Here is a 20868-nt window from a genome sequence, read left to right on the forward strand (position 1 = left end):
TTGGTGCTGTACTGCTGGGGTGACCGTTTCGAAGCCGCCCCCGCCGCGGGACCTCGTCTGGCTGCTGCTGACCTTGACATTCGTCACCGGGGTTGTCGACGCGGTGAGTTTCCTGGGACTGGGGCGGGTGTTCGTCGCGAACATGACGGGCAACGTCGTCTTCCTGGGGTTCGCCGCGGCGGGCGAGGCGTCGCTTTCGGTGGTCGCCTCGGTGACCGCGGTGCTGGCGTTCCTGCTCGGCGCGCTGGCCGGCGGACGGCTGATCAGCCGCGTCGACGACCGCGGGCACCGCCTGCTGCGGGACTCGACCCTGGTGCAGACGGCGCTGGTGGCCGTGTCCGTCGTCCTCGCCGCGACGCTCGGCGCGGGCGGGCGGCTGGGCAGCGAGCTGCTGATCGTCGTGCTCGGCCTGGCGATGGGCCTGCAGAACGCCGCCGTGCGCCGCATCGACATCCCGGACCTGACGACCACCGTGCTCACCCGCACCCTCACCGGCCTGGCCGCCGACTCCAAAGCCGCGGGCGGCAAGGGGGCCCGTCCGGTGCGCCAGCTGGCGGCCATCGCGGCCATGCTGCTGGGCGCCTTCGCAGGCGGTGTGCTGCAACTGCACGTCTCGATGTGGGTGGCGTTGCTGCTGGCGCTGGTCGTGCTGCTGGTGGTGCTCGGGATTCTGGTGGCCCACAAGGAGACCGATCAGGTGACCTGATCGCTTCGGAGGTAACAGGAGCTTTCGCGCGGCCGACTGCACCAGGGATGTCGGCACGGCACGGGAGGTCAGCCGGGATGTTCGGTGGTCGCAAGCGCCAGGAGGAGCTCGAAGCCGCGCAGCGGGAGAACGCCTGGCTGCGGGGCGAGCTCCAGCGGCTGGGGGCGCTCGGCTCGGTCGGGTTGCAGAGTGAGATCACCGAGCTGACCCGTCAGCGTGACGCGGCCAGGCAGGGGTTCGCGCAGGAAACGCAGGCGATGACCGGCGAACTCGCGCGCCAGCGCGGCCTGCTCGCCGCCCTCAGCGCGGAAGTCGTCGAGACCGATGACGCCCGGCTGATGCAGGAGGTCGGTGTCTACCACTACCGGCACGTGCTCGCCGACGCCGAGGCCTACAAGTACGAACTGGACCGGCTGAAGGACACGACCCGCGATCTGGTCCGGGCGAAGACCGCGGTCCAGGCGTCGAGCAGCTTCCACTACAACAACTCATTGGCGCAGGGCCGCAAGTTCGTCGGCGACCTGTCGAAGCTGATGCTCCGCGCCTACAACGCCGAAGCCGAGAACTGCGTGCGAGTGCTGAAGGCCGGGAACCTCCCGTCCGCGGTCAAGCGACTCGAGACCGCGGTGCGGACCATCGAGAAGCTCGGCACGATGGCGGCCATCCGGATCAGCCCGCCGTACCACGCGCTCAAGATCAGGGAGCTCGAGCTGACGGCCGACTACCTGGCCAAGAAGCAGCAGGAGAAGGAAGAAGAGCGCGAGCGCCGCGCAGCCCTGCGTGAAGAGCAGAAGGCGTTGCAGGAGTACCGCCGAGAGCAGGAACGGCTCCTGAAGGAACAGGGGCACTACGAGAACGCGATCGCCGCGCTGAAGGTGAAGGGCGACCTCACGGGAGCCGCCGAGCTGGAGCGCAAGCTCGCTGAGATCCGGGCCGCGTTGAGCGGGATCGAGGAGCGGCAGGCCAACATCCGGGCCGGATACGTCTACGTCATCAGCAACATCGGCTCCTTCGGCCCGGAGGTCGTCAAGATCGGGATGACCCGGCGGCTGGAGCCGATGGACCGGGTGCGGGAGCTGGGGGACGCGTCGGTGCCGTTCCGCTTCGACGTGCACGCCCTCTTCTTTTCGCACGACGCGGTCGGGATCGAGCACCAGTTGCACCTCAAGCTCGAGGACCGCCGCCTCAACCGGGTCAACCGGCGGCGGGAGTACTTCCGGTGCACCCCGGCGGAGGTGAAGGCCCTCCTGCTCGGGCTCACCGGCAATCTCCTCGACTACACCGACGAGCCCGAGGCGGCGGAGTACCGGCAGAGCACCGCCCAGCCCGAAGCGAAACCCGCCTAGGGACGCGTGGCCGTCAGCACCGCGAAGGTCGGGTTTTCCCGCAGCGGCCGCCAAAAGCTCTCGTCCCCCGCAGGTGTCACCACAGCCTGACGACGGACACTGCTCAGCCCGGTCCGGGCCACAGCCGCCTCCACCACGCCCGGCGGCCAGAAGAACGACTCGAACTCGAACGGCGGCTCAGTCGCCACATGGACGGTCGTGCGGGTGCGGCCGTCGACGACGTCGTGGCGGGTGACGGTCAGGCCGTAGCGCGAGTAGTCCGCCAGCACGGCCCAATCGGCGTCCGGGTTGGGGTGCAGGAGTACCAGACGCCCGCCGGACCGGACGTTTGCCGCCAGGCCGGACAGCATGGTGTCCAGCGCGGCGGCGCCCGGCGCGTAGCCGATCAGCCAGAGGGCGGTGACCACGTCGAACGCGCCGATCACCGGCAGTGCCAACGCGTCGTGCACCTCGTACGAGATGCCCAGCGGGTCGCGCTCCTCCTGGCGCTGGGCGTAGCCGACCATGGCGCGCGCCGCGTCCACGCCGAAGACCCGTGACGCGCCGGCGGTGCGGAACAGCCGGGGGTAGAAGCCGGTGCCGCAGCCGACGTCCAGTACCGAGTGGCGGTTCAGGTCCCCGGTGGCGGCCAGCACGGTGGCCGTTTCCGCGAGCCCGACGGGGATCCGCTTGACCTCTTCGTAGCGCATTGAGCACTTCGTATTGGTTGGCCACAACAGCTCCTCGCGGCTCGGGATCCGCGACGCCGACGTTAGCCATCACCATCCGGGCGCGACAGGGCCGGAACGGAAGAAGCCCCCGGTGGACGGAACCACCGGGGGCTTCTCGGGAACGGGAAGCGGGCTCAGCTCGAGCCGCCGAGGCCCCCGCCGAAGGCCTGGCCGCCCGCGGCGTTGCCGAGCATGACCTGCTCGGCCTTGCGGTCGGTCGGCTCGATGTGCTTCTTGCTCCGCCGGTTGCGCCGCTCCAGGTACGTCGCGAGCGCGGTCAGCAGCAGGCACATGACGATGTAGATCGCGGCCGCCACGATGGTCGACGGGACGATCGGCCGGCCGAACGCGCCCTGCGAGCCGATGTAACGCGCGTAGTAGAGCAGCTCCGGGTAGGTCACCAGGAAGCCGAGCGCGGTGTCCTTCAGCAGCACCACCAGCTGGCTGATGATCGTCGGCAGCATCGCGCGGATCGCCTGCGGCAGCAGGACCGTGAACATCACCTGGGTCTTGCGCATGCCCAGCGCGTACGCGGCTTCGGCCTGCCCCTTCGGGAGCGAGTTGACGCCCGCGCGGAAGACCTCCGCGAGCACCGAGCCGTTGTACAGCGTCAGGCCGAGCACCACGGCGAACAGCGGCGAGGTGTCGAAGCCCAGCGTCGGCAGGCCGTAGTAGAACAGGAACATCAGGATCAGCAACGGGATCGCGCGGAAGAACTCGACGATCGCCGTGGAGATGCCGCGGACCCAGGCGTGGTCGGACAGCCGCCCGGCCGCGAAGACCGCGCCGAAGATCAGCGCGAACACCGCGCCCAGCGCGAAGGCCTCGAGCGTGGCCACCACCGCGTTCGCCAGGTCCGACTGGACCTGCGCGTACTGCAGCCACTCCCACTTCTGGGCGGTGAACTGCCCGCTGTCGTAGAAGCTGTAGACGACGAACGCGATCAGCGCCAGCACCACGACGATGCCGATCACCGCGTACAGCCGGTGCCGCATCCGCGACTTCGGCCCGGGGACGTCGAACAGGACGTTGTTCATCGGGCCACGCTCCAGCGCTTCTCGAGACTGCGCTGCACGAACGACAGCACGGAGACCAGGATGATGAAGCCGAGCGCCACCCACAGCAGGGCGACCATCTGGTTGTCACCGCGCTCGGAGATGTAACTCCGGATCGCACCGGCCTCGGACACCGAGAACCCGCCGGCGATCGTGCTGTTCTTCAGCAGCGCGATCAGCGTGCTGATCATTGGCGGCACCACCGACCGCAAGGCCTGCGGCAGCACGACCTGGCCGAGGATCTGGCCGAAGTTGAGGCCGAGCGCGCGGCCCGCCTCGGCCTGGCCGACCGGCACCGTGTTGATGCCCGAGCGCACGACCTCGCAGATGAACGCCGAGGTGTACACCGTCAGCGAGACCACGGCCGCCGTGAAGTAGCTGACCTTGACGATGTTCAGCAGCGGGTAGGCGAAAACGAAGAAGGCGAACACCAGGGTCAGCGGTGTGTTGCGGACGATCGTCACGTAGGCCGTGCCGATCGCGCGGAACACCGGGACCGGGCTCACCCGCAGCATCGCCAGGATCGTGCCGAAGACCAGGCTGCCGACCGCGGCGAGCGCGAACAGCTCGATCGTGGTGAGGAAGAACGGACCGAACAGGTCCAGATTGTTGAGCAGGACGTCCATGGGCCCTTCCCCGCGTCCGTGGGCTGGTGGTGGATGTCAAGCGGCCGGTGGCCGGGAGGTCCCCGTCCACCGGCCGCTTACCGGGTCAGTACTTGACGATCGTCGGCTTGGTCGCGGTCGAGCCGGACTTGCCGAGGGTGGCGTTGTAGATCTTCTGCCAGGTGCCGTCGTCCAGGCTGGCCTGCAGCAGGTCGTCGATCTTGTCCCGCAGCACCTTGTCGTTCTTGTTCAGGCCGATGCCGTAGGGCTCCTTCGAGAACGGCTCGCCGACGACCTTCATGGTGTTGTCCTGGGCGGCGTAGCCCTTGAGGATCGCGTCGTCGGTGGTGACGGCGTCGACGTCCTTGCTCTGCAGCTTGTCGATGCACTGCGAGTACTTCTGGAACTCGACGATGTTGCCCGGCTCGGTCAGGCCCTGGTCGCGGACCCGCTGGATCGGGGTCGACCCGGTGACCGAGCAGACCTTCTTGCCCTTGAGCGTCTGCGGGCCGGTGATCGAGTTGTCGTCGGCGCGCACCAGCAGGCCCTGGCCGGCCTGGAAGTACGGGCCGGCGAAGGAGACCAGCGCCTTGCGCTTGTCGGTGATCGTGTAGGTGCCGACGTACAGGTCGACCTGCCCGTTGGAGATCGCCTGCTCACGCGCGGCCGAGTCGACCGTCGTGTACTTGATCTTGTCCTCGCCGAAGCCGAGGCCCGCGGCCACCATCCGGGCGATCTCGATGTCGAAGCCGCCGAACTTGCCCGTGGTCGGGTCCTTGAAGCCGAGGCCCGGCTGGTCGTCCTTGACCCCGATGGTGATGCTGCCCGCGGACTTGATCTTGGTGAACACCGGCGAGCCGGCCAGGTCGACGTTCTGCGCGACGGTGTAGGTCGGCAGGGCGGCCGTGTTCGCGCCGCTGGCGTCGCCGCCGGGGCTCGCCGGGGTGCCCTCCTTGCCGCAGGCCGTGAGCAGCAGGCTGCCGGCGAGCAGGCCCACCGCGAGGGTGCGGATCCTCATCTGAGTGTCTCCTGTATCTGTCGTCGGTACGGCGAGGGTCGCTGCCGCTCCGGGGCCGGGCCGGTGAGGGCGCCGGTTGGTCAATCGGGTTCGGTGGATTTGGCCCGCGCCCGCGGAACACGTGGGCGCGGCCGGTTTCAGTGGGTGAGGATCTTGCCCAGGAAGTCCTTCGCCCGGTCGCTCTTGGGCTTGGTGAAGAACTCCTCCGGCGTGGTGTCCTCGACGATCTCGCCGTCCGCCATGAAGATGACGCGGTCGGCGGCCCGGCGCGCGAAGCCCATTTCGTGGGTGACCACGAGCATCGTCATGCCGTCCTTGGCCAGGCCGGTCATCACGTCGAGCACCTCCTGGACCATTTCCGGGTCCAGGGCCGAGGTCGGCTCGTCGAACAGCATCACCTTCGGGCGCATCGCGAGCGCGCGGGCGATCGCCACGCGCTGCTGCTGGCCGCCCGAGAGCTGCGCCGGGTACTTGTCGGCCTGGTTGGCGATGCCGACCCGCTCCAGCAGCTCCATCGCGGTCTTGCGCGCCTCGGCGCCGGCGGTCTTGCGGACCTTCACCGGCGCGAGCATGACGTTCTCGAGGATCGTCTTGTGCGCGAAGAGGTTGAACGACTGGAACACCATGCCGACGTCGGCGCGCAGCGCGGCCAGCGCCTTGCCCTCGGCCGGCAGCGCGACGCCGTCCACCGCGATCTCGCCGGAGTTGATCGGCTCCAGCCGGTTGATCGCGCGGCACAGCGTCGACTTGCCCGACCCGGACGGCCCCAGCACCACCACGACCTGGCCGCGCGGGACCTCGAGGGTGATCTCCTTGAGCACGTGCAGGTCGCCGAAGTACTTGTTCACGGCGGCCGCCTTGATCATCGGCGCCGCCACCTCCGTGGTCATCTGGCCTCCAGAGCTCCTCGTGCCTGCTGCTGCGGGACGCAGATCCCACGTTGATGGCGGAAACCTACTCCCGTCGGACCCTTTGTAAAGGCGGCTTGAGCAATACTTAGGGTTTCAAGTACGTATCGGCTCGCCGCCCCGCTCGGCGGGGGCCCGGGTCCGTCCGGCGCTGCTCAGCCTAGCCAAAACGACGGCCGCCGCCCGCCCGGAGCGGCACCGGCGTGTCACCCAGGGTAGTTCGCGGCAGGCGTTTCGCGCTCGCGCGTGGTCGGCCCCTAGAGTTCCCGGCTACCGTGGGCTGGATCACCGGGGAGGCGAGCGGTGCGGGTGCTGCTGGTGGAGGACGACGACCGGGTCGCGGGCGCCCTGGTGCCCGCGCTGACCCGGCGCGGGCTGGCGATGCAGCGGCTGGCGTCCGGGGCCGGGGTGCTCGACCGGGTGCACGAGGTGGACGTGGTGCTGCTCGACCTCGGGCTGCCCGATGTCGACGGCGTGGTGCTGTGCCGCCAGATCCGCGCGGTCAGCGACGTCGCGGTGATCGTGGTGTCCGCCCGCGGCGAGGTCGACGACCGGGTGCAGGGCCTGCGCGCCGGCGCCGACGACTACCTGGTCAAGCCGTACGACGTCGAGGAGCTGCTGGCGCGTGTGGAGGCCGTGCGGCGCCGCCGCGGCGAGCGGGCCGGCGGGTCCGCGCCGTCGCCGGTGATCGAGGTCGGCGACGTGCGGATCGACCTGGCCCGGCACGAGGTGCTCGTGGACGGGCAGTCGATCGCCCTGTCGCGCAAGGAGTTCCAGGTGCTCGCGCTGGTGGCGGGCGGGCGCGGCGCGGTGTGCTCGCGCGACCACGTGCTCACCGAAGTGTGGGGCCACCGGGGCGCGGCGGAGAGCCGTTCGCTCGACGTGCACGTGGCCACGCTGCGCACGAAGCTCGGCCGCCCGGCCCTGATCGAGACCGTCCGCGGCGTCGGCTACCGGCTCGGCGGGCGGGGCTGAGCCGTGCGCGTCCGCCTCCAGGGGATCGTGGTCACGCTCGTCGCGCTGCTGGTGTTCGGCCTGGGCATCCCGCTCGCGCTGAGCATGGCGGGCAGCAAGCAGCAGGACCTCTTCCTGGACCGGCTGACCGACACCGCGCGGTTCGCGTCGCTCGCGCAGCGCCCGCTGCTGAACAACCAGCCTGGGCTGCTGGAGCCGGAGCTGCGCCGCTACACCGAGGTGTACGGCGTGCAGGTCGTCGTGGTGAACCAGGACAACGTCGTCGTGCTCAGCTCCCTCGGCGGCACGGACGCGGAGCGGATCGACTCGCGCGCGATCGAGGGCCCGGCCAACGAGGCGCTCGCCGGGCGGCACCCGCTGCCCGGCTCGATGCTGCTGCCGTGGGAGACCGCGCCGCTGGTGCTGGCCGAGCCGATCCTGATCGACGGGGAGGTGCGCGGCGCCGTCGTCACGGAGTCGTCCACCGAGCACGTGCGCACGGAGCTGCTGTGGCAGTGGCTGGTGCTGGCGGCGGGCGCGGTGGTCGCGTTCGGGCTGGCGCTGCTGGTGGCCCTGCCGGTGGTCCGCTGGACGCTGCGGCCGGTGCGGCGGCTCGACGAGGCGACCGGCGCGCTCGTGGCGTCGGTGGTCAGCGGCCGGACGGCCGAGCCGGTGGGGGAGAGCGGCGGCCCGCCGGAGCTGCGCCAGCTCGGGCGGTCGTTCGACCGGATGGCCGCGAGCGTCTCGGAAGCGCTGGCCGCGCAGCGCGCGTTCGTCGCCGATGCCTCGCACCAGCTGCGGAATCCGTTGACCGCGTTGAAGATCCGCCTCGGCAACCTCGAGGGCCAGGTCGGCGACGAGGCCGCGGCCGCCGACCTCGACGCCGCCCGCGTCGACGCCGGGCGGCTGCACCAGATCCTCGACGAGCTGCTTTCGATGGCCCGCGCGGAGGCCGCGGGCGGTGAGCTGGTGGCCACGGACCTCGGCGCGGTGGTGGCCGACCGCGTCGCGGACTGGACGGTGGTCGGCGCGGCCCGCGACGTCACGCTGGAGACCGCCGGCGACGCCACCGGCGTGCGAGTGCTGGTCCCGCCGCGCGGCTTCGAGGTCATCCTGGACGCGTTGCTGGACAACGCTTTCAAGTTCACCGCCCCCGGCACGTCGGTGCTCGTCTCGGCCGCGCGCGAAGGCGACCGCGTCACGCTGGCCGTCCGCGACCACGGCCCCGGCCTGCGCCCGGACGAGCTGGAGCGCGCGATGGACCGCTTCTGGCGCAGCGGCGCCCACCAGAACGTCCCCGGCTCGGGCCTCGGCCTGGCCATCGTCCGCGAGATCGTCCGCCACTCCGGCGGCGAGCTCCGGCTGGACCTGCCGGAAGGCGGCGGGCTGCGGATCACCATGGACTTCCCGGCGGCGCCGGCCGTCTGAGCCGGCTCCCGATTCACCGGCGGGTGAAGGCCACCTCCGGGAACGCCGGGCCGGGCACGTTGGGCAGGGGGCGGCGGCACGCCGTTCAGGTGGCGCCGGAAACGCGCTGGCGTAGGCGGTGGTGATCGAGATCGAGCGGGAGCGTCCGGGATGGACAGTGCGCCGCCTCCGGTTCAGCAGGTAGTCGACATCGGTGAACGAGTAGTGATCGGTTCCGGCGATCGATGAGCCATCGCTTCCAGTCATCCGGATTAGGCCGGCCGGCGTTGAGTTCTTCGCACGCCACCCAGGTCAGCACGCCGCCGGGGAATCGCGTGGCCACGGATTCGTCCGCTAGCGGCCGGGCAACGGCATGGCGTTCGCGGGTGTCCAGGTGCGGCGCCCGAGAAAGCTGACGGGGTAAGGGTTTTCGGCAGATCGGCGTAGGCGAGCAGTTACGTTGCTTCGGCGATGTTCATGGAGGACGCGGGCATGCCGGGGACGGCCCCGCCGAGTCGGTCAGTGGGCAGGCCGCGGAATTCCGCGGCGGGCGAGCAGCGTGACGACCGCCGCGATCGCGATGACCGCCGCCGTGACGAGGGCGGTCACTCTCCAGCCGGCTTGTTCGACCGCGGCCGCGCCGAAAGCCGTGCCGAGACTGCCCCCGGCGAAGTAGACGACCATGTACGCGCTGTTGAACCTCGCCGGTGCGCTCGGCTCGATCGCCAGCACCGTGCTCTGATTCGCGACCTGGGCGGCGAACAGGCCCGCGTCGAACAGGGCCAGGCAGATCAGCGTCGACACGGTGCTGGAGAGGGTGACGGCGAGCAGGGCCACGGCGAGGCCGGCGAGGCACAGCCCGCAGAGGATCACCCGGCGGGCGCCCACACGATCGGTCCACGCGCCCGCGACCCGTGTGGCGGCGATCCCCAGGATTCCGGCGAGCGCGTACAACCCGATGCGCTCCGCGGAGTACGAGTAGGGCGGCTCCGAGAGGGCGACCGCGAGCCCACCCCAAACCGCGCAGAACGCGAAGAACCAAAGGGCTCCTCGTGCCGCCGCAAGACGAAGAGCCGCGTACCTCAAGTAGAGGCCGGGAATCGAGCGCAGCGTGGCGAGGTAGCCGCGGTCGGTCGAACCGCGTACCGGTGGGATCACGAACAGGACCGTCACGGCGATGGCCGCACACGCGCCGGCGAAGACTCCCAGCATTCCGCGCCAGCCGATCAGGTCGGCCAGCCAGCCGCCGGCGATCCGGCCGGCGAGGATCCCGGCCGAGATGCCCGCGGTGACGATGCCCAGCGAGGTGGCCCGCCGGTCCGCGCTCGCCAGGCGGCCGACCACCGAACTCAGCCCGGCGCCGACCGACGAGCCGGCGCCGACCACGCCGAGCACCAGGCCGAGCAGCCAGACCTGGCCGACGGCCGCGTTCAGCGCCAGCGCCGCGGCGAGCGCGCCGAACTGCGCGGACAGCACGTGGCGCGGGGAGAACTGGTCGATCAGCGGAACCAGCAGGGCGAGCCCGCACAGGTAGCCGATCGGGCCGCAGGCCAGCGCTACGCCGACCGAGGCGAGCGACGTGCCCAGCGCGCCGCCGACCTCGGCGATGGCGGGTTGCAACGGGTAGAGGGCCGCGGTGCCGACGGCCGCGGCGAGCGAGCTGAACCCGACCACCGGGCCCCGGACGAGTCCCGCGGCCGGCGCGGTGATTTCGGTGTGCACGAGGCGAGCGTAGGAAGCGCGACCGGGCGGGCGCTGGCAGGAAATCGCCGTGACCCTTGGGAACCCGCGGAGGCACTACGCACGGCGAGAGGGCCCTCCCCGCGCGGAGAGGGCCCTCGGTTCGCCGATGCTCAGCGGATCACTGGTCGTACCAGCCGAACGCGGTGAGCGTGCCCGCGCCGGAGCAGTTGCCGCCGAAGGCCCAGTAGCCCGGGCCCTGCGCCGGCCCGTACCGGACGCTGCCGTCCGAGCACCAGGTCACGGCGCCGCTGCGGCCGGAGTCGACCCGCACGCTGGCCGCCCACCGGTTGCTGTCCTGGTAGGTGGTCACCCAGCTCGAGACGTGGTCCGGCTGGATCCCGCCCGGGCTCGGGAAGACGACGTGCTCGTGCACGGCCGGCGCCGCCGTGGCCGCCGAGGCCGTGCCCGCCAGCGCCACGGTGCCGACGACGGCCGCCGCCCCCGCCACCACGACCCCGATCCAGGTGAACTTGGTGTTCTTCATCTGTGTGACTCCCCCTCAGGTATTCGAGGTAAATCCGTTTCCGGACGGCCGGCTCGATCCCGATCCGGCCTCATCCCTGTCTAGTGCGTTGGGGTTGTTCGCGGTGGAGTTCTGGACAGCGAACGACAAACGCCGAACAATGGGAATCGCCTGAGGGGGGTGGCGTCATGCCAAGGCGCGAGCGTCCGCTTGTTGCGGATGGGGGAGTTTTGTCACAGTTCGCGGTGGATTTACGGAAACTGCGAGAAAAAGCGGGAAGCCCGCCGTATCGGGAGCTGGGCCGGCGCGCGCATTACGCCGCCGGGACGCTGTCCGACGCGGCTGCGGGCCGGAAGTTGCCCACGTTGGCGGTGACCAGGGCGTACGTGCGGGCGTGCAAAGGCGATGTCGCGGAATGGGAGAAACGTTACCGCGAAGTCGCCGAAGAACTCGCCGTGGCCGCTGGATCACCTGCTGTCACCGAAGGGCCGTTTCCCGGAGACGCGGCGTTCGAACCGGACGACGCCGGCCGGTTCTTCGGCCGGGAAGATCTGGTCGCGCGGTTGACCGGAATGGTCGCTTCGGAACGTTCGGTCGTTGTTTCCGGTGCTTCCGGAGCCGGGAAATCATCGGTTCTCCGGGCCGGGCTGGTCGCGCGAATTCGATCGTCCGGACCGGTGATCCTGATGACGCCCGGGCCGTTCCCGCTCGGGGAATGCGCGGCCCGATTGGCGGAGCTGACCGGGGCGCCGGCCGGGAGGTTGCGCGCCGGGCTCGCGGCCGATCCCGCGAACCTGCACCGGTACGCCGGGCCGGACGCGGATCTGCTGCTGGTCGTCGACCAGTTCGAAGAAGTGTTCATTCGGTGCCGGGATCGCGGTGAGCGAGACGCTTTCCTGGCGGCGCTGGACCGGGCGGTGCGGGATCCGGGCAGCCGGGTCCGGGTGGTGCTGGGCGTCCGGGCGGATTTCCTGGCGCGGTGCGCCGAGCTTCCCGGGCTGGCCGAAGTTCTGCGTACGGCGCAGATCCGGGTCGGCGCGATGACCACCGAGCAGCTGCGCTCGGCGATCGTGCGGCCCGCCGCGGAGTCCGGTCACCGGGTGGACAGCGCGTTGCTGGCCACGCTCATGGCCGAAACGGCGCGGCAGGCCGGCGCGCTGCCGCTGATTTCCCGCGCCCTGCGGGAAACGTGGCGATGCGGCGGGGCGCTGACGTTGGAGGAATACCGCGCGGCCGGCGGCCTTGTCGAGCCGCTGGTGCGCGTCGCCGAAGGCGTCTACGACGAGTTCGACGACGTCCAGCGGGCCATCGCCCGGGATCTCTTCGTGCGCTTGAGCGAGGAAGCGGTCGGCACCGCGCGGCACGTTCACCGCCGTGAGCTGGACACCGGCCCGGACCTGGACGTCGTGGTCGAGCGCCTGGTCCGCGCGCGGCTGGTCACCGTCGATGCCGACGGCCTGGACGTCGCTCACGACGCGCTCATCCGCGACTGGCCGCGGCTGCGTGGCTGGCTGACCGCCGACCGGCCCGGCCTCGCCGTGCACCGGCGGCTGACCGAGGCCACTGCCCTGTGGGAGGAGGCGAACGGCGATCCGGCCCTGGTGTACCGGGGCGCGCGGCTGGAATCCGTGCTGGATTGGTCGGCGCGGGCGAGGCTGACCGGCCGGGAGCGCCGGTTCCTCGACGCGGGCGTCGCGGTGCGGGACGCCGAGGAACGCCGTGGCCGTGAACGGGCGCGAAAATACCGTCAGCTCGGTGCCGTGGTCGTCGCGTCGGGCGCGCTCGCCGTCGCCTCGACCGTCGCGGCGTTGGTGCGGCGACGCTAGGTCTTCACGCTCCGGTAGTAGCTGAGCGCGCCCGGGTGCAGTGGCAGCGGCTCGGTCTCGATGCCCGGGTGCACGTCGATCGAAAGGGCCGCGCGGTTGGCCTCGGCCAGTGCCGGGCGCGCGTCGAAGAGGCCGCGGGTGAGGGCCTCGGCGACGGCGTCCGGCATCGAGGTCGGCACCACCAGGAAGTTGGGCACCACCAGCGTGGTCACCGGGCCGGGCTGGTTGTAGGTGCTGCCGGGGATCGTCGCCGAGCCGTAGACCGGGCTGAACGACTGCATGCCCGGCATCAGGGCGAGCATGTCGAGCAGCCGCAGGCCGACCTTCTGCGTGTACTGCGTGATCAGCGGGGTCGGCAGGCCGCCGGACCAGAACAGCGCGTCGACGGTGCGGTTCTCCAGCGCCTTCAACGAGTCTTCGAGGCCGAGCCGTTGCACGGACACGGAGTCCCGCAGCCCGGCGACCTGCAGCACGCGCTCCGCGATGTACTCCACCCCGGACTCCGGCGAGCCGACCGCGATGTGGCGGCCCTTCAGCATCGGCACCGAGGTGTACGGCGAGTCCGAGCGCACGACGATGTGCAGGTAGTCGTCGTGGATCCGGGCCAGCGCGGCCAGCTTCCCGGGCTTCGCGGCGGAGGCCTCGGCAGCGAGATCGGCCGCCACGAACGCCACGTCGGCCCCACCCGACTCGACCCGGTTGAGGTTGTCGCGCGAGCCCTGCGTCGCCAGCACGGCCGGCCGTCCGATGCCCAGGTCAGCGGCCCACGCGTCGGCCAGCGGCTGGGCGAGATCGCTGTACACCCCACCCTGCGAGCCCGCCGCGATGCGCAACCGCAGCCCGGAGAAGTCGGGCCCACAGCCGCTCAGCAGCGCCCCGGCCACCACCACCGCGACCGCGACCGCTGTGCTCCGCCTCCACCGCATGAGGGGATCGTGCCAGACGCGGGCCCGGCCGGGCGAAGACCGGCCAGATGGGCTCGGGTGACCTGAAATGGGGCGCTCACCCGCGGTTGAGCAGGCCGGTGATTCGAGCGAGGCGGCGGTCATTCGAAGCTCCAGGTCCGCTTTCGTACGGAATTCGCTCTTGGTGGTCGATTCGGTCTTTTCAGGCGATTTGTCGTGTTATGGTGAAGTCATGGGGACGGTCAATGTGCGGCCGGAAAGTGTCCACGAGGCGGCGCAGGGCGTCGACAATGCCGGACAGGATTGGGGCGAGTCGACGGCGACGCTGACCGCCGATATGGGCGCGGTGGGGGATCCCTACGGCGGCGACGAGCTGGGAACCGCTCTCAAAGAAATGTACGAGATCATCGGGCCCACCGCACTGGACTATTTCACCCAGACCGGGTTCTGCCTGGTCGAGACGTCCGCGGCGATGAACCAGGCGGCCACGGCGTACACCACGATCGAGCGGGACAACACCGAGCAGATGCGCCGGGTTCAGGCCATCATGGACAGCCTGGGTGACGTCTGAGTGGGCCTGCAGCTGCCGCCCGAACTGGTCGAAGCACTGTCCTGGATCGGCTGTACCTGGCCGCAGGCCGACGAGACCCTGCTGATCCACTGCGGTGAGTACTGGGGCGCCTTCGCCGAACAGGCAGCCACGCATTCGGGGGCGGCGGCCACCGCGGTGGCGGCGATGCTGGCGGAAAACCAGAGCCCCGGGCTCGACGCGTTCAAGGCGTACTGGGAGAAGCTTTCCGGCGAGGACGGTTACCTCGTCGACTGCGGTATCGCGGCCGGGGCGGTGTCCATCGCGTTCTACTCCGCGGGTGGGCTGGTGCTGGCGTTGAAGATCTCGGTGATCGCCCAGCTGGTTGCGTTCGCAGTGATCCTGGCGGCTGCCGTCGCAGCGGCTTTCTTCACTCTCGGCGCGTCACTGGCGGCGGCCGCGGAGACCGCGGTTGTGGTCAACCGGACGATCGTGCTGCTGGTCGGCGCCACCATCACCGCGGTCCGAGAGCTGGGCGCGCCACTGTCCGAGCTGGTGCGCGAGCATCTGGGCAAGGAGATCGACCGCCTGGCGGCGCGGCCCATCCACACTTCCGAGCAGGGTGTCGACGAGTTCGACACGCCGCAGGAGCGGGAACAGGCGCGACAGGAGTACGAGCTCCGCAAAGAAAAGCTCGCCAAGGACCCCGATCACGGCGGCACGGCAACCGCGGCGACCCGGCGAGAGGCGGAGGTCGCGCTCGGCCTGGAGAAGATGGGCGCGGTCACCCCGCCGGTGGAACGCGGCAGTCCCGGAGCGGACTTCAAGGACGGCAGCGGCCAGGACTGGGACGTGAAAGGGTTCCGGACGAGACCCGGCCGGGGCGGCTACACCAGAGAGGCGGCAGAGAAGTCGATCCGGCGGGAGATCGCTGCGGGGGAGTACGTCGCACTGGACATCAGCAAGTTGTCGCCGGCGGACCGGGACGATCTGAAGGAACTCGTCGGGGCCCATCCGGAGTGGGCGGAGAAGGTGGCGATCTACTGATGGCGCAGACGCTGAGCCAGGCCGAGTTCGAGGCGCTGCTGGACGACCACCGGCGCTGGAACGACAACGAAGGCGGCCGGCAGCTGGACCTGACCGGCCGCTCGCTCGCGCCGTTGCGGCTGGCCGAGCGCAGGGTGGACGGCGCGGTGCTCAACGAAGCCGACCTGTCCGGCTGCGACCTGAGCGGCGCGGACCTCAGCCATACCGAGCTGATCGGCGCGGACCTGCGGCACGCGAAGCTGGTCGGGTCCGACCTGTACAAGGCGAACTTCACCGGCGCCGATCTCACGGGCGCGGATCTGACCGGCGCCCGGCTGGTCCGCGCCGACCTGACCGAAGCGGTCCTGTCCGGGGCCGTGCTCGACCGCGCCGACCTGACCAAGACGTACTTCTCCCGCACCGATCTCCGCGGCGCGAAGCTTCGCGATGCCCGGCTGGACCGAGTCGGATTCGATGCCGACCAGGTCAGCGGATGGGACGCCGCGGGCGCGACCGGGACGGTGCTGGCGGGCAGCGTCGTCACCGGCGCCGGCGGTCTGCTCGACGCGATCGACGCACTGCGCCAGGCCGGGGCGCTGGTGCGGCCGTTCGCCGGGAAGGTGGCACCGTGACCGATCCGTGGCGGGCGGCCAAGGACGTCGTGCACCACCTGCAGGACCAGCTGGCCCAGTCCCGCGCCGGTGCCGGGCCCGCGGCCGACGCCACCCCGCCCGAGCCGCCGGTCGGCGCGGGCGAGGCGATGGACGGCAAGGTACGCGTCGAGGTGACCGGCGGACGGGTGAGCGCGCTGCACATCGACCCGGCCGCGCTCCGGATCCCCGCCGGTGAACTCTCCACCGTGATCATGGCGGCGACCAATGCGGCGCTGGACTCCATGCGTGCCGCGATGACGGCGTCGCTGCCGAGCCCGCCGTCGCTGGATCTGCTGACTCGGACGCTGAACGAGATCTCCGCGGACTCGTTCCGGGCCCTGGACAAAACCACCGAAGGCATCAACCGGTCCATGGACGCCGTCCGGCGCATTTCGGAGCAGCACCGCAAACCGCGGTGACGTTATCGATGCGGCGGGGGACTGGCGGGCGGGCGGCGGCTTTGCCTGGTCAGCCTGGGGTTACCCTGAACCACGATGAACGCGCGCACTTACCAGATCCGCACCTTCGGCTGCCAGATGAACGTGCACGACTCCGAACGGCTCGCCGGCCAGCTCGAAGAGGCCGGTTACGTCGCCGCGGACGGCGCGGCGAAGCCGGACCTGGTCGTGTTCAACACCTGCGCGGTCCGGGAGAACGCGGACAACAAGCTGTACGGCTCGCTCGGCCACATGCGGCCGGACAAGACCGCGAACCCGGACATGCAGATCGCCGTCGGCGGGTGCCTGGCGCAGAAGGACCGGGGCGAGATCGTCAAGCGGGCGCCGTGGGTCGACGTCGTGTTCGGCACGCACAACATCGGCTCGCTGCCGGCGTTGCTGGAGCGCGCGCGACACAACGCCGAGGCCGAGGTCGAGATCCTCGAGTCGCTGGAGACGTTCCCCTCGACGCTGCCCGCCCGCCGCGAATCGTCGTACGCGAGCTGGGTGTCGGTTTCGGTCGGCTGCAACAACACCTGCACGTTCTGCATCGTGCCGTCCTTGCGCGGCAAGGAGCGCGACCGGCGGCCGGGCGAGATCCTGGCCGAGGTCGAGGCGCTCGTCGCCGAGGGCGTGCTCGAGGTGACCCTGCTGGGGCAGAACGTGAACTCCTACGGCGTCGAGTTCGGCGACCGGCTCGCGTTCGGCAAGCTGCTGCGCGCCTGCGGCGGGATCGACGGGCTGGAGCGCGTGCGGTTCACCTCGCCGCACCCGGCCGCGTTCACCTCCGACGTGATCGACGCCATGGCCGAGACGCCCAACGTCTGCCACCAGCTGCACATGCCGCTGCAGTCCGGCTCCGACCGCGTGCTGCGCGAGATGCGCCGCTCCTACCGCTCCGCGCGGTACCTCAAGATCCTCGAAGAGGTGCGCGCCGCGATGCCGGACGCCGCCATCACCACCGACATCATCGTCGGCTTCCCCGGGGAGACCGAGGAAGACTTCCAGGCGACGCTCGACGTCGTGCGCGAGTCGCGGTTCTCCAGCGCGTTCACCTTCCAGTACTCCCAGCGCCCCGGCACCCCGGCCGCCACGATGGCGGACCAGCTGCCGAAGGCGGTCGTGCAGGAGCGCTACCAGCGCCTGGTCGACCTGCAGGACGAGATTTCCTGGGCGGAGAACAAGAACCTGGTCGGCCGCCGGGTGGAGCTGCTGGTCGCCGCGGGCGAGGGCCGCAAGGACGCCGAGACGCACCGGATGAGCGGCCGCGCCCGCGACGGGCGGCTGGTGCACTTCACGCCCGCCGGGTCCGTTGTGGACGGTTCCGTGCGGCCGGGCGACGTGGTGGAGGCCGTGATCAGCTACGGCGCTCCGCACCACCTGGTCGCCGACGGCGATCTGCTGACGCACCGCCGCACGCGGGCGGGCGACAACGCCGAAGCCGGTCTTCGGCCCAAGACGAGCGGGGTCACGCTGGGACTGCCGGGCTTCGGAGCCCCGGCGGCCCGGCCCGCCCCGGTGAGTGGGTGTGCGCTGTGACCGAACCGGGAACGTCCGCCGAGGTGGGCCCGCAGCTGACCGAGGAGATCGACCAGGCGGGCCAGCGGGCCTCGCGCACGGTCGAGCTGGGCCGGCGCGGCTTCACCATCGCCCTGTTCATCTTCGTGCTGCTGGTCGCGCAGCTCCTGCCGTGGGTGGGCGAGCACCGCGGTTACCAGGTGCTGGCCGGCCAGGGCGGCGGCATCCCGCAGCTGTTCGCCGCCACGTCCACGGTGATCGGCGTGCTGGCCGGCGCGCTGGCCCTGGTGACGCGACGCTGGTGGGTGTCCTGGTGCTGCGCCGCGGGCGGCTGGTTCGCCTCGGTCGACGGCCTGCTCGCGGTCTGGTCCCAGCAGTCCGCGCACGCTTCCGGCGCGGCCGGCGGCGGCCCGGGCATCGGCCTGCTGATCGCCTGGGCGGCCACGATCGTGCTCGCGACGCTGTGGATGCGCACCGCGTTCTCCCGCGCCTGAACGCACTCGTGAGTGTTCATGACGGTTCTAACCGGCACAGCCACTCACGAGTCCTTGACCCACGAGAAGGGCCCCGTCACCGCGGTGACGGGGCCCTCTTCGCGTAACGCCTCAGCGGTCGGCGACCGCGGCTTCCGCCGCCTGAAGCCATTCACGCCACTGCGCGGCCTGCTCGTCGGCCTTCTTCGCCCGGCGCTCGTCACCCGCGGCCCGGGCCTTGGCGGCTTGGGACTCGAACTGCTCGACGCGCTCGCGGAACTGCGCGGCCCGCGCCTGGGCCTCCGGGTCGGTGCGGCGCCAGCGGCTGTCCTCGGCGGACTTCACCGCGTCCTGGACCGCCTTCAGCCGGCCGTCCAGCTCGCGGATGCGCTCGCGCGGCACCTTGCCCAGCTCGTCCCACTGCTCCTGGATCCGGCGCAGCGCGTTCTTCGCCGCCTCGAGGTTGGCTGCCACGTCGATCTTCTCGGCCTCGACCAGCAGCTCCTCCTTGCGGGCGGCGTTGCCGGCGAACTCGGCGTCGCGCTCGGAGAACACCGACGAGCGGCGGGCGAAGAACGCGTCCTGCGCCGCGCGGAAACGCTGCCAGAGCGCCTCGTCGCTGTCCTTCGGCGCGCGGCCGGCGGCCTTCCACTCGGTCATCAGGTCCTTGTAGCGGCCCGCGGTGGCGCCCCAGTCGTCGGACTCGGCGATCGACTCGGCCTCCGCGATCAGCTCTTCCTTGCGCTGCTTGGCGGTCGCCCGCTGCTTGTCCAGCTCGGCGAAGTGCGAGCCGCGACGGCGGTTGAACGCCTCGCGCGCCTTGGAGAACCGCTTCCACAGCTCGTCGTCGGTCTTGCGGTCGACGCCCTTGACCGTCTTCCACTCGTCCAGGATCGAGCGCAGCCGGTCGCCCGCGGCCTTCCACTGCGTCGACTCGGCGGCGATCTGCTCGGCCTCCTCAGCCAGCGCCTGCTTGCGCGTGACGGCGGCCGCGCGGGCCTCTTCGCGCTCCTGCTTGACGTTGGCCAGCGCCTTCTCGGCCTCGCCGATCACGTACTCGAGGCGGGCGCCCAGCGCGACCAGGTCGCCGACCACGGCCGACTCGCCCAGCCCGTCGCGCAGCTGCGTGGCGGTGGACAGCGCGTGCTTCGGGTCGCCGGCGCCGGAGTGCAGCCGGGTCTCCAGCAGCTCGACCTCGGTGCGCACGTCGTCGAAGCGGCGGGCGTAGTGGACCAGTCCCTCTTCCGGGCTGCCGGCCTGCCAGACCCCCACCGCCCGCTCGCCGTCGGCGGTGAAGACGAAGACAGTGCCCTCGGCGTCGACCCGGCCCCAGGTGGACGGGGCGGGCTCGGCGGGCGGCACGGGCGGTGCGGTGTGCCCGCCGCCGTGCGCGTGCGGCACCGGGTGCGGCGCCGGGGTGCCGGTAGACGTGTTCTCCTGGGCCATCGCAGGCTCCTTATCGCCTGTACGCCCGCTGGTGCGGGCGCCCCGCCGTGCGGCGGGGCCGGGTTACGCGTAGTGCTCCGGGGGCATGGGGCCCCAGCGGCATTCAAGCAGCTCAGCGTCCACCGTGGTATCGGATGAGCCACCCGAAGCCAGTGATCCTACTTCTCCGGGACGCTCCGTGTCCGCAGGCGCTACCCGTCCAGGTAGCGTCAACCGGCGTGATCAGCCCTGCTCAGCCGCTCCGTCCGGTGGCCGTCGTCGGCCCCACCGCCACCGGGAAGACGGCGCTGGCCGTCGAGCTGGCCCTGGCGCTGGGCGGCGAGGTGATCAACGCCGACGCGCTCCAGCTGTACCGCGGCATGGACATCGGCACCGCGAAGGCCACCGGCGCGGAGCGGCGCGGGGTGCCGCACCACCTGCTCGACGTCCTCGACGTCACCGAAACCGCGTCCGTCGCCGCCTACCAGCGTGACGCCCGGCAGCGGATCGAGGACGTGCTGGCCGCGGGCCGCGTCCCGGTGCTGGCCGGCGGCTCGGGCCTGTACGTCCAGGCCGTGCTCGACGACCTGCGGTTCCCCGGCACGGACCCGGCCGTGCGGGCGCGGCTCGACGCGGAGGCCGCGGAACTCGGCACCGCCTCGCTTCACACCCGGCTGGGGGAGCGCGACCCGGCCGCGGCCGCCGCGATCCTGCCGACCAACACCCGCCGGATCGTGCGCGCGCTGGAGGTCATCGAGATCACCGGCGAGCCGTTCTCGGCCAACCTGCCGAAGCCAGGGCCGGCGCGTTACGGGACCGTGCTGATCGGCGTCGACCGCGAGGCGGCCGAGCTGGACGAGCGCGTGGACCTGCGGGTGGCGCGGATGTTCGAGGCCGGGCTCGTCGACGAGGTGCGCGCTCTGATCGGGCGTGGTTTGCGTGAAGGGAAGACGGCTTCGCGGGCGCTCGGCTACCAGCAGGTGCTCGCGGAGCTGGACGGTGAAGGCGACTTCGAAGCGGCCGCTGCGTCGACCGCGCAGGCCACCCGCCGCTTCGTCCGGCGGCAGCGCTCCTGGTTCCGCCGGGACAAGCGGATCCAGTGGTTCGACGGCGCTTCCGGCGAGCTGGCCGCACGCGTACTCGACGTCCTCGGCCGGTAAC

General features: G+C 71.2%; 21 protein-coding genes. 12 read left to right on the forward strand and 9 right to left on the reverse strand.

The window, feature by feature from the left end; all coding sequences use genetic code 11:
• Positions 1-19 precede the first annotated feature (19 nt).
• Positions 20-706: a YoaK family protein gene (locus OG371_RS29195; protein WP_329058498.1), complete on the forward strand. Its 687-nt coding sequence runs from the start codon at positions 20-22 to the stop codon at positions 704-706.
• A 77-nt stretch (positions 707-783) separates the two neighbouring features.
• Entirely contained in the window at positions 784-2052 is a 1269-nt protein-coding gene (locus tag OG371_RS29200) for a DUF4041 domain-containing protein (protein ID WP_329058499.1), read from the forward strand.
• Here the strand turns inward: OG371_RS29200 and OG371_RS29205 are convergent.
• From OG371_RS29205 to OG371_RS29225, 5 genes are all read right to left on the reverse strand, one after another.
• Positions 2049-2741 carry a class I SAM-dependent methyltransferase gene (locus tag OG371_RS29205; protein WP_329058500.1) on the reverse strand — a complete coding sequence of 231 codons (693 nt, stop codon included), beginning with the start codon at positions 2739-2741 and terminating at the stop codon, positions 2049-2051. The two genes, OG371_RS29200 and OG371_RS29205, sit on opposite strands and share 4 nt — an antisense overlap.
• Before the next feature lie 155 nt (positions 2742-2896).
• Complete coding sequence (locus tag OG371_RS29210; RefSeq protein WP_329058502.1) at positions 2897-3799, reverse strand: amino acid ABC transporter permease; 903 nt, start codon at positions 3797-3799, stop codon at positions 2897-2899.
• On the reverse strand, positions 3796-4443 hold the full coding sequence (locus OG371_RS29215) for an amino acid ABC transporter permease (protein WP_329058503.1): 648 nt from the start codon (positions 4441-4443) through the stop codon (positions 3796-3798). Before OG371_RS29215 ends, OG371_RS29210 begins: the two co-directional genes overlap by 4 nt.
• Positions 4444-4528: 85 nt before the next feature.
• Positions 4529-5440: a glutamate ABC transporter substrate-binding protein gene (locus OG371_RS29220; RefSeq protein ID WP_329058504.1), complete on the reverse strand. Its 912-nt coding sequence runs from the start codon at positions 5438-5440 to the stop codon at positions 4529-4531.
• Positions 5441-5577: 137 nt separating this feature from the next.
• Positions 5578-6306: an amino acid ABC transporter ATP-binding protein gene (locus tag OG371_RS29225; protein WP_177231390.1), complete on the reverse strand. Its 729-nt coding sequence runs from the start codon at positions 6304-6306 to the stop codon at positions 5578-5580.
• Between the two features lie 345 nt (positions 6307-6651).
• On the opposite strand from OG371_RS29225, the gene OG371_RS29230 reads away from it, so the two are divergent.
• Together OG371_RS29230 and OG371_RS29235 are read left to right on the forward strand one after the other, a co-directional pair.
• On the forward strand, positions 6652-7323 hold the full coding sequence (locus OG371_RS29230; protein ID WP_329058505.1) for a response regulator transcription factor: 672 nt from the start codon (positions 6652-6654) through the stop codon (positions 7321-7323).
• Between the two features lie 3 nt (positions 7324-7326).
• The gene (locus tag OG371_RS29235) at positions 7327-8730 is read left to right on the forward strand and encodes a sensor histidine kinase (protein WP_329058507.1); all 1404 of its coding nucleotides are present in this window, start codon (positions 7327-7329) and stop codon (positions 8728-8730) included.
• A gap of 498 nt (positions 8731-9228) precedes the next feature.
• On the opposite strand, the gene OG371_RS29240 is transcribed toward OG371_RS29235, so the two are convergent.
• Entirely contained in the window at positions 9229-10431 is a 1203-nt protein-coding gene (locus tag OG371_RS29240) for an MFS transporter (RefSeq protein WP_329058508.1), read from the reverse strand.
• Positions 10432-10570: 139 nt separating this feature from the next.
• Positions 10571-10936 carry a hypothetical protein gene (locus OG371_RS29245; protein WP_329058509.1) on the reverse strand — a complete coding sequence of 122 codons (366 nt, stop codon included), beginning with the start codon at positions 10934-10936 and terminating at the stop codon, positions 10571-10573.
• A 350-nt stretch (positions 10937-11286) separates the two neighbouring features.
• On the opposite strand from OG371_RS29245, the gene OG371_RS29250 reads away from it, so the two are divergent.
• Positions 11287-12741, forward strand: a complete 1455-nt coding sequence (locus OG371_RS29250; RefSeq protein WP_329073293.1) for an nSTAND1 domain-containing NTPase — start codon at positions 11287-11289, stop codon at positions 12739-12741.
• Here the strand turns inward: OG371_RS29250 and OG371_RS29255 are convergent.
• Positions 12738-13667, reverse strand: a complete 930-nt coding sequence (locus OG371_RS29255) for a TAXI family TRAP transporter solute-binding subunit (protein ID WP_329058510.1) — start codon at positions 13665-13667, stop codon at positions 12738-12740. The two genes, OG371_RS29250 and OG371_RS29255, sit on opposite strands and share 4 nt — an antisense overlap.
• A 211-nt stretch (positions 13668-13878) precedes the next feature.
• Between OG371_RS29255 and OG371_RS29260 the strand changes: the two genes are divergently transcribed.
• The 6 genes from OG371_RS29260 (at position 13879) to OG371_RS29285 (ending at position 18303) form a co-directional block, all read left to right on the forward strand.
• Positions 13879-14217 (forward strand): hypothetical protein, encoded by a 339-nt coding sequence (locus OG371_RS29260; RefSeq protein WP_329058511.1) that lies wholly within the window; start codon positions 13879-13881, stop codon positions 14215-14217.
• A complete protein-coding gene (locus OG371_RS29265) occupies positions 14218-15222 on the forward strand; it encodes a WXG100-like domain-containing protein (protein WP_329058512.1) in 1005 nt (334 codons plus the stop codon).
• Entirely contained in the window at positions 15222-15833 is a 612-nt protein-coding gene (locus tag OG371_RS29270) for a pentapeptide repeat-containing protein (protein WP_329058513.1), read from the forward strand. Before OG371_RS29265 ends, OG371_RS29270 begins: the two co-directional genes overlap by 1 nt.
• A complete protein-coding gene (locus OG371_RS29275; protein WP_329058514.1) occupies positions 15830-16273 on the forward strand; it encodes a YbaB/EbfC family nucleoid-associated protein in 444 nt (147 codons plus the stop codon). The genes OG371_RS29270 and OG371_RS29275 overlap by 4 nt, the downstream gene beginning before the upstream one ends.
• A 75-nt stretch (positions 16274-16348) precedes the next feature.
• A complete protein-coding gene (miaB, locus tag OG371_RS29280; RefSeq protein ID WP_329058515.1) occupies positions 16349-17830 on the forward strand; it encodes a tRNA (N6-isopentenyl adenosine(37)-C2)-methylthiotransferase MiaB in 1482 nt (493 codons plus the stop codon).
• Positions 17827-18303: an Rv2732c family membrane protein gene (locus OG371_RS29285; protein WP_329058516.1), complete on the forward strand. Its 477-nt coding sequence runs from the start codon at positions 17827-17829 to the stop codon at positions 18301-18303. Before miaB ends, OG371_RS29285 begins: the two co-directional genes overlap by 4 nt.
• Positions 18304-18414: 111 nt before the next feature.
• On the opposite strand, the gene OG371_RS29290 is transcribed toward OG371_RS29285, so the two are convergent.
• On the reverse strand, positions 18415-19728 hold the full coding sequence (locus OG371_RS29290; protein WP_329058517.1) for a DUF349 domain-containing protein: 1314 nt from the start codon (positions 19726-19728) through the stop codon (positions 18415-18417).
• Positions 19729-19946: 218 nt separating this feature from the next.
• Between OG371_RS29290 and miaA the strand changes: the two genes are divergently transcribed.
• Positions 19947-20867 (forward strand): tRNA (adenosine(37)-N6)-dimethylallyltransferase MiaA, encoded by a 921-nt coding sequence (gene miaA, locus OG371_RS29295; protein ID WP_329058518.1) that lies wholly within the window; start codon positions 19947-19949, stop codon positions 20865-20867.
• Position 20868 lies beyond the last annotated feature (1 nt).

Origin of the sequence: Amycolatopsis sp. NBC_01480 (assembly GCF_036227205.1) — a bacterium.
GTDB lineage: Bacteria > Actinomycetota > Actinomycetes > Mycobacteriales > Pseudonocardiaceae > Amycolatopsis.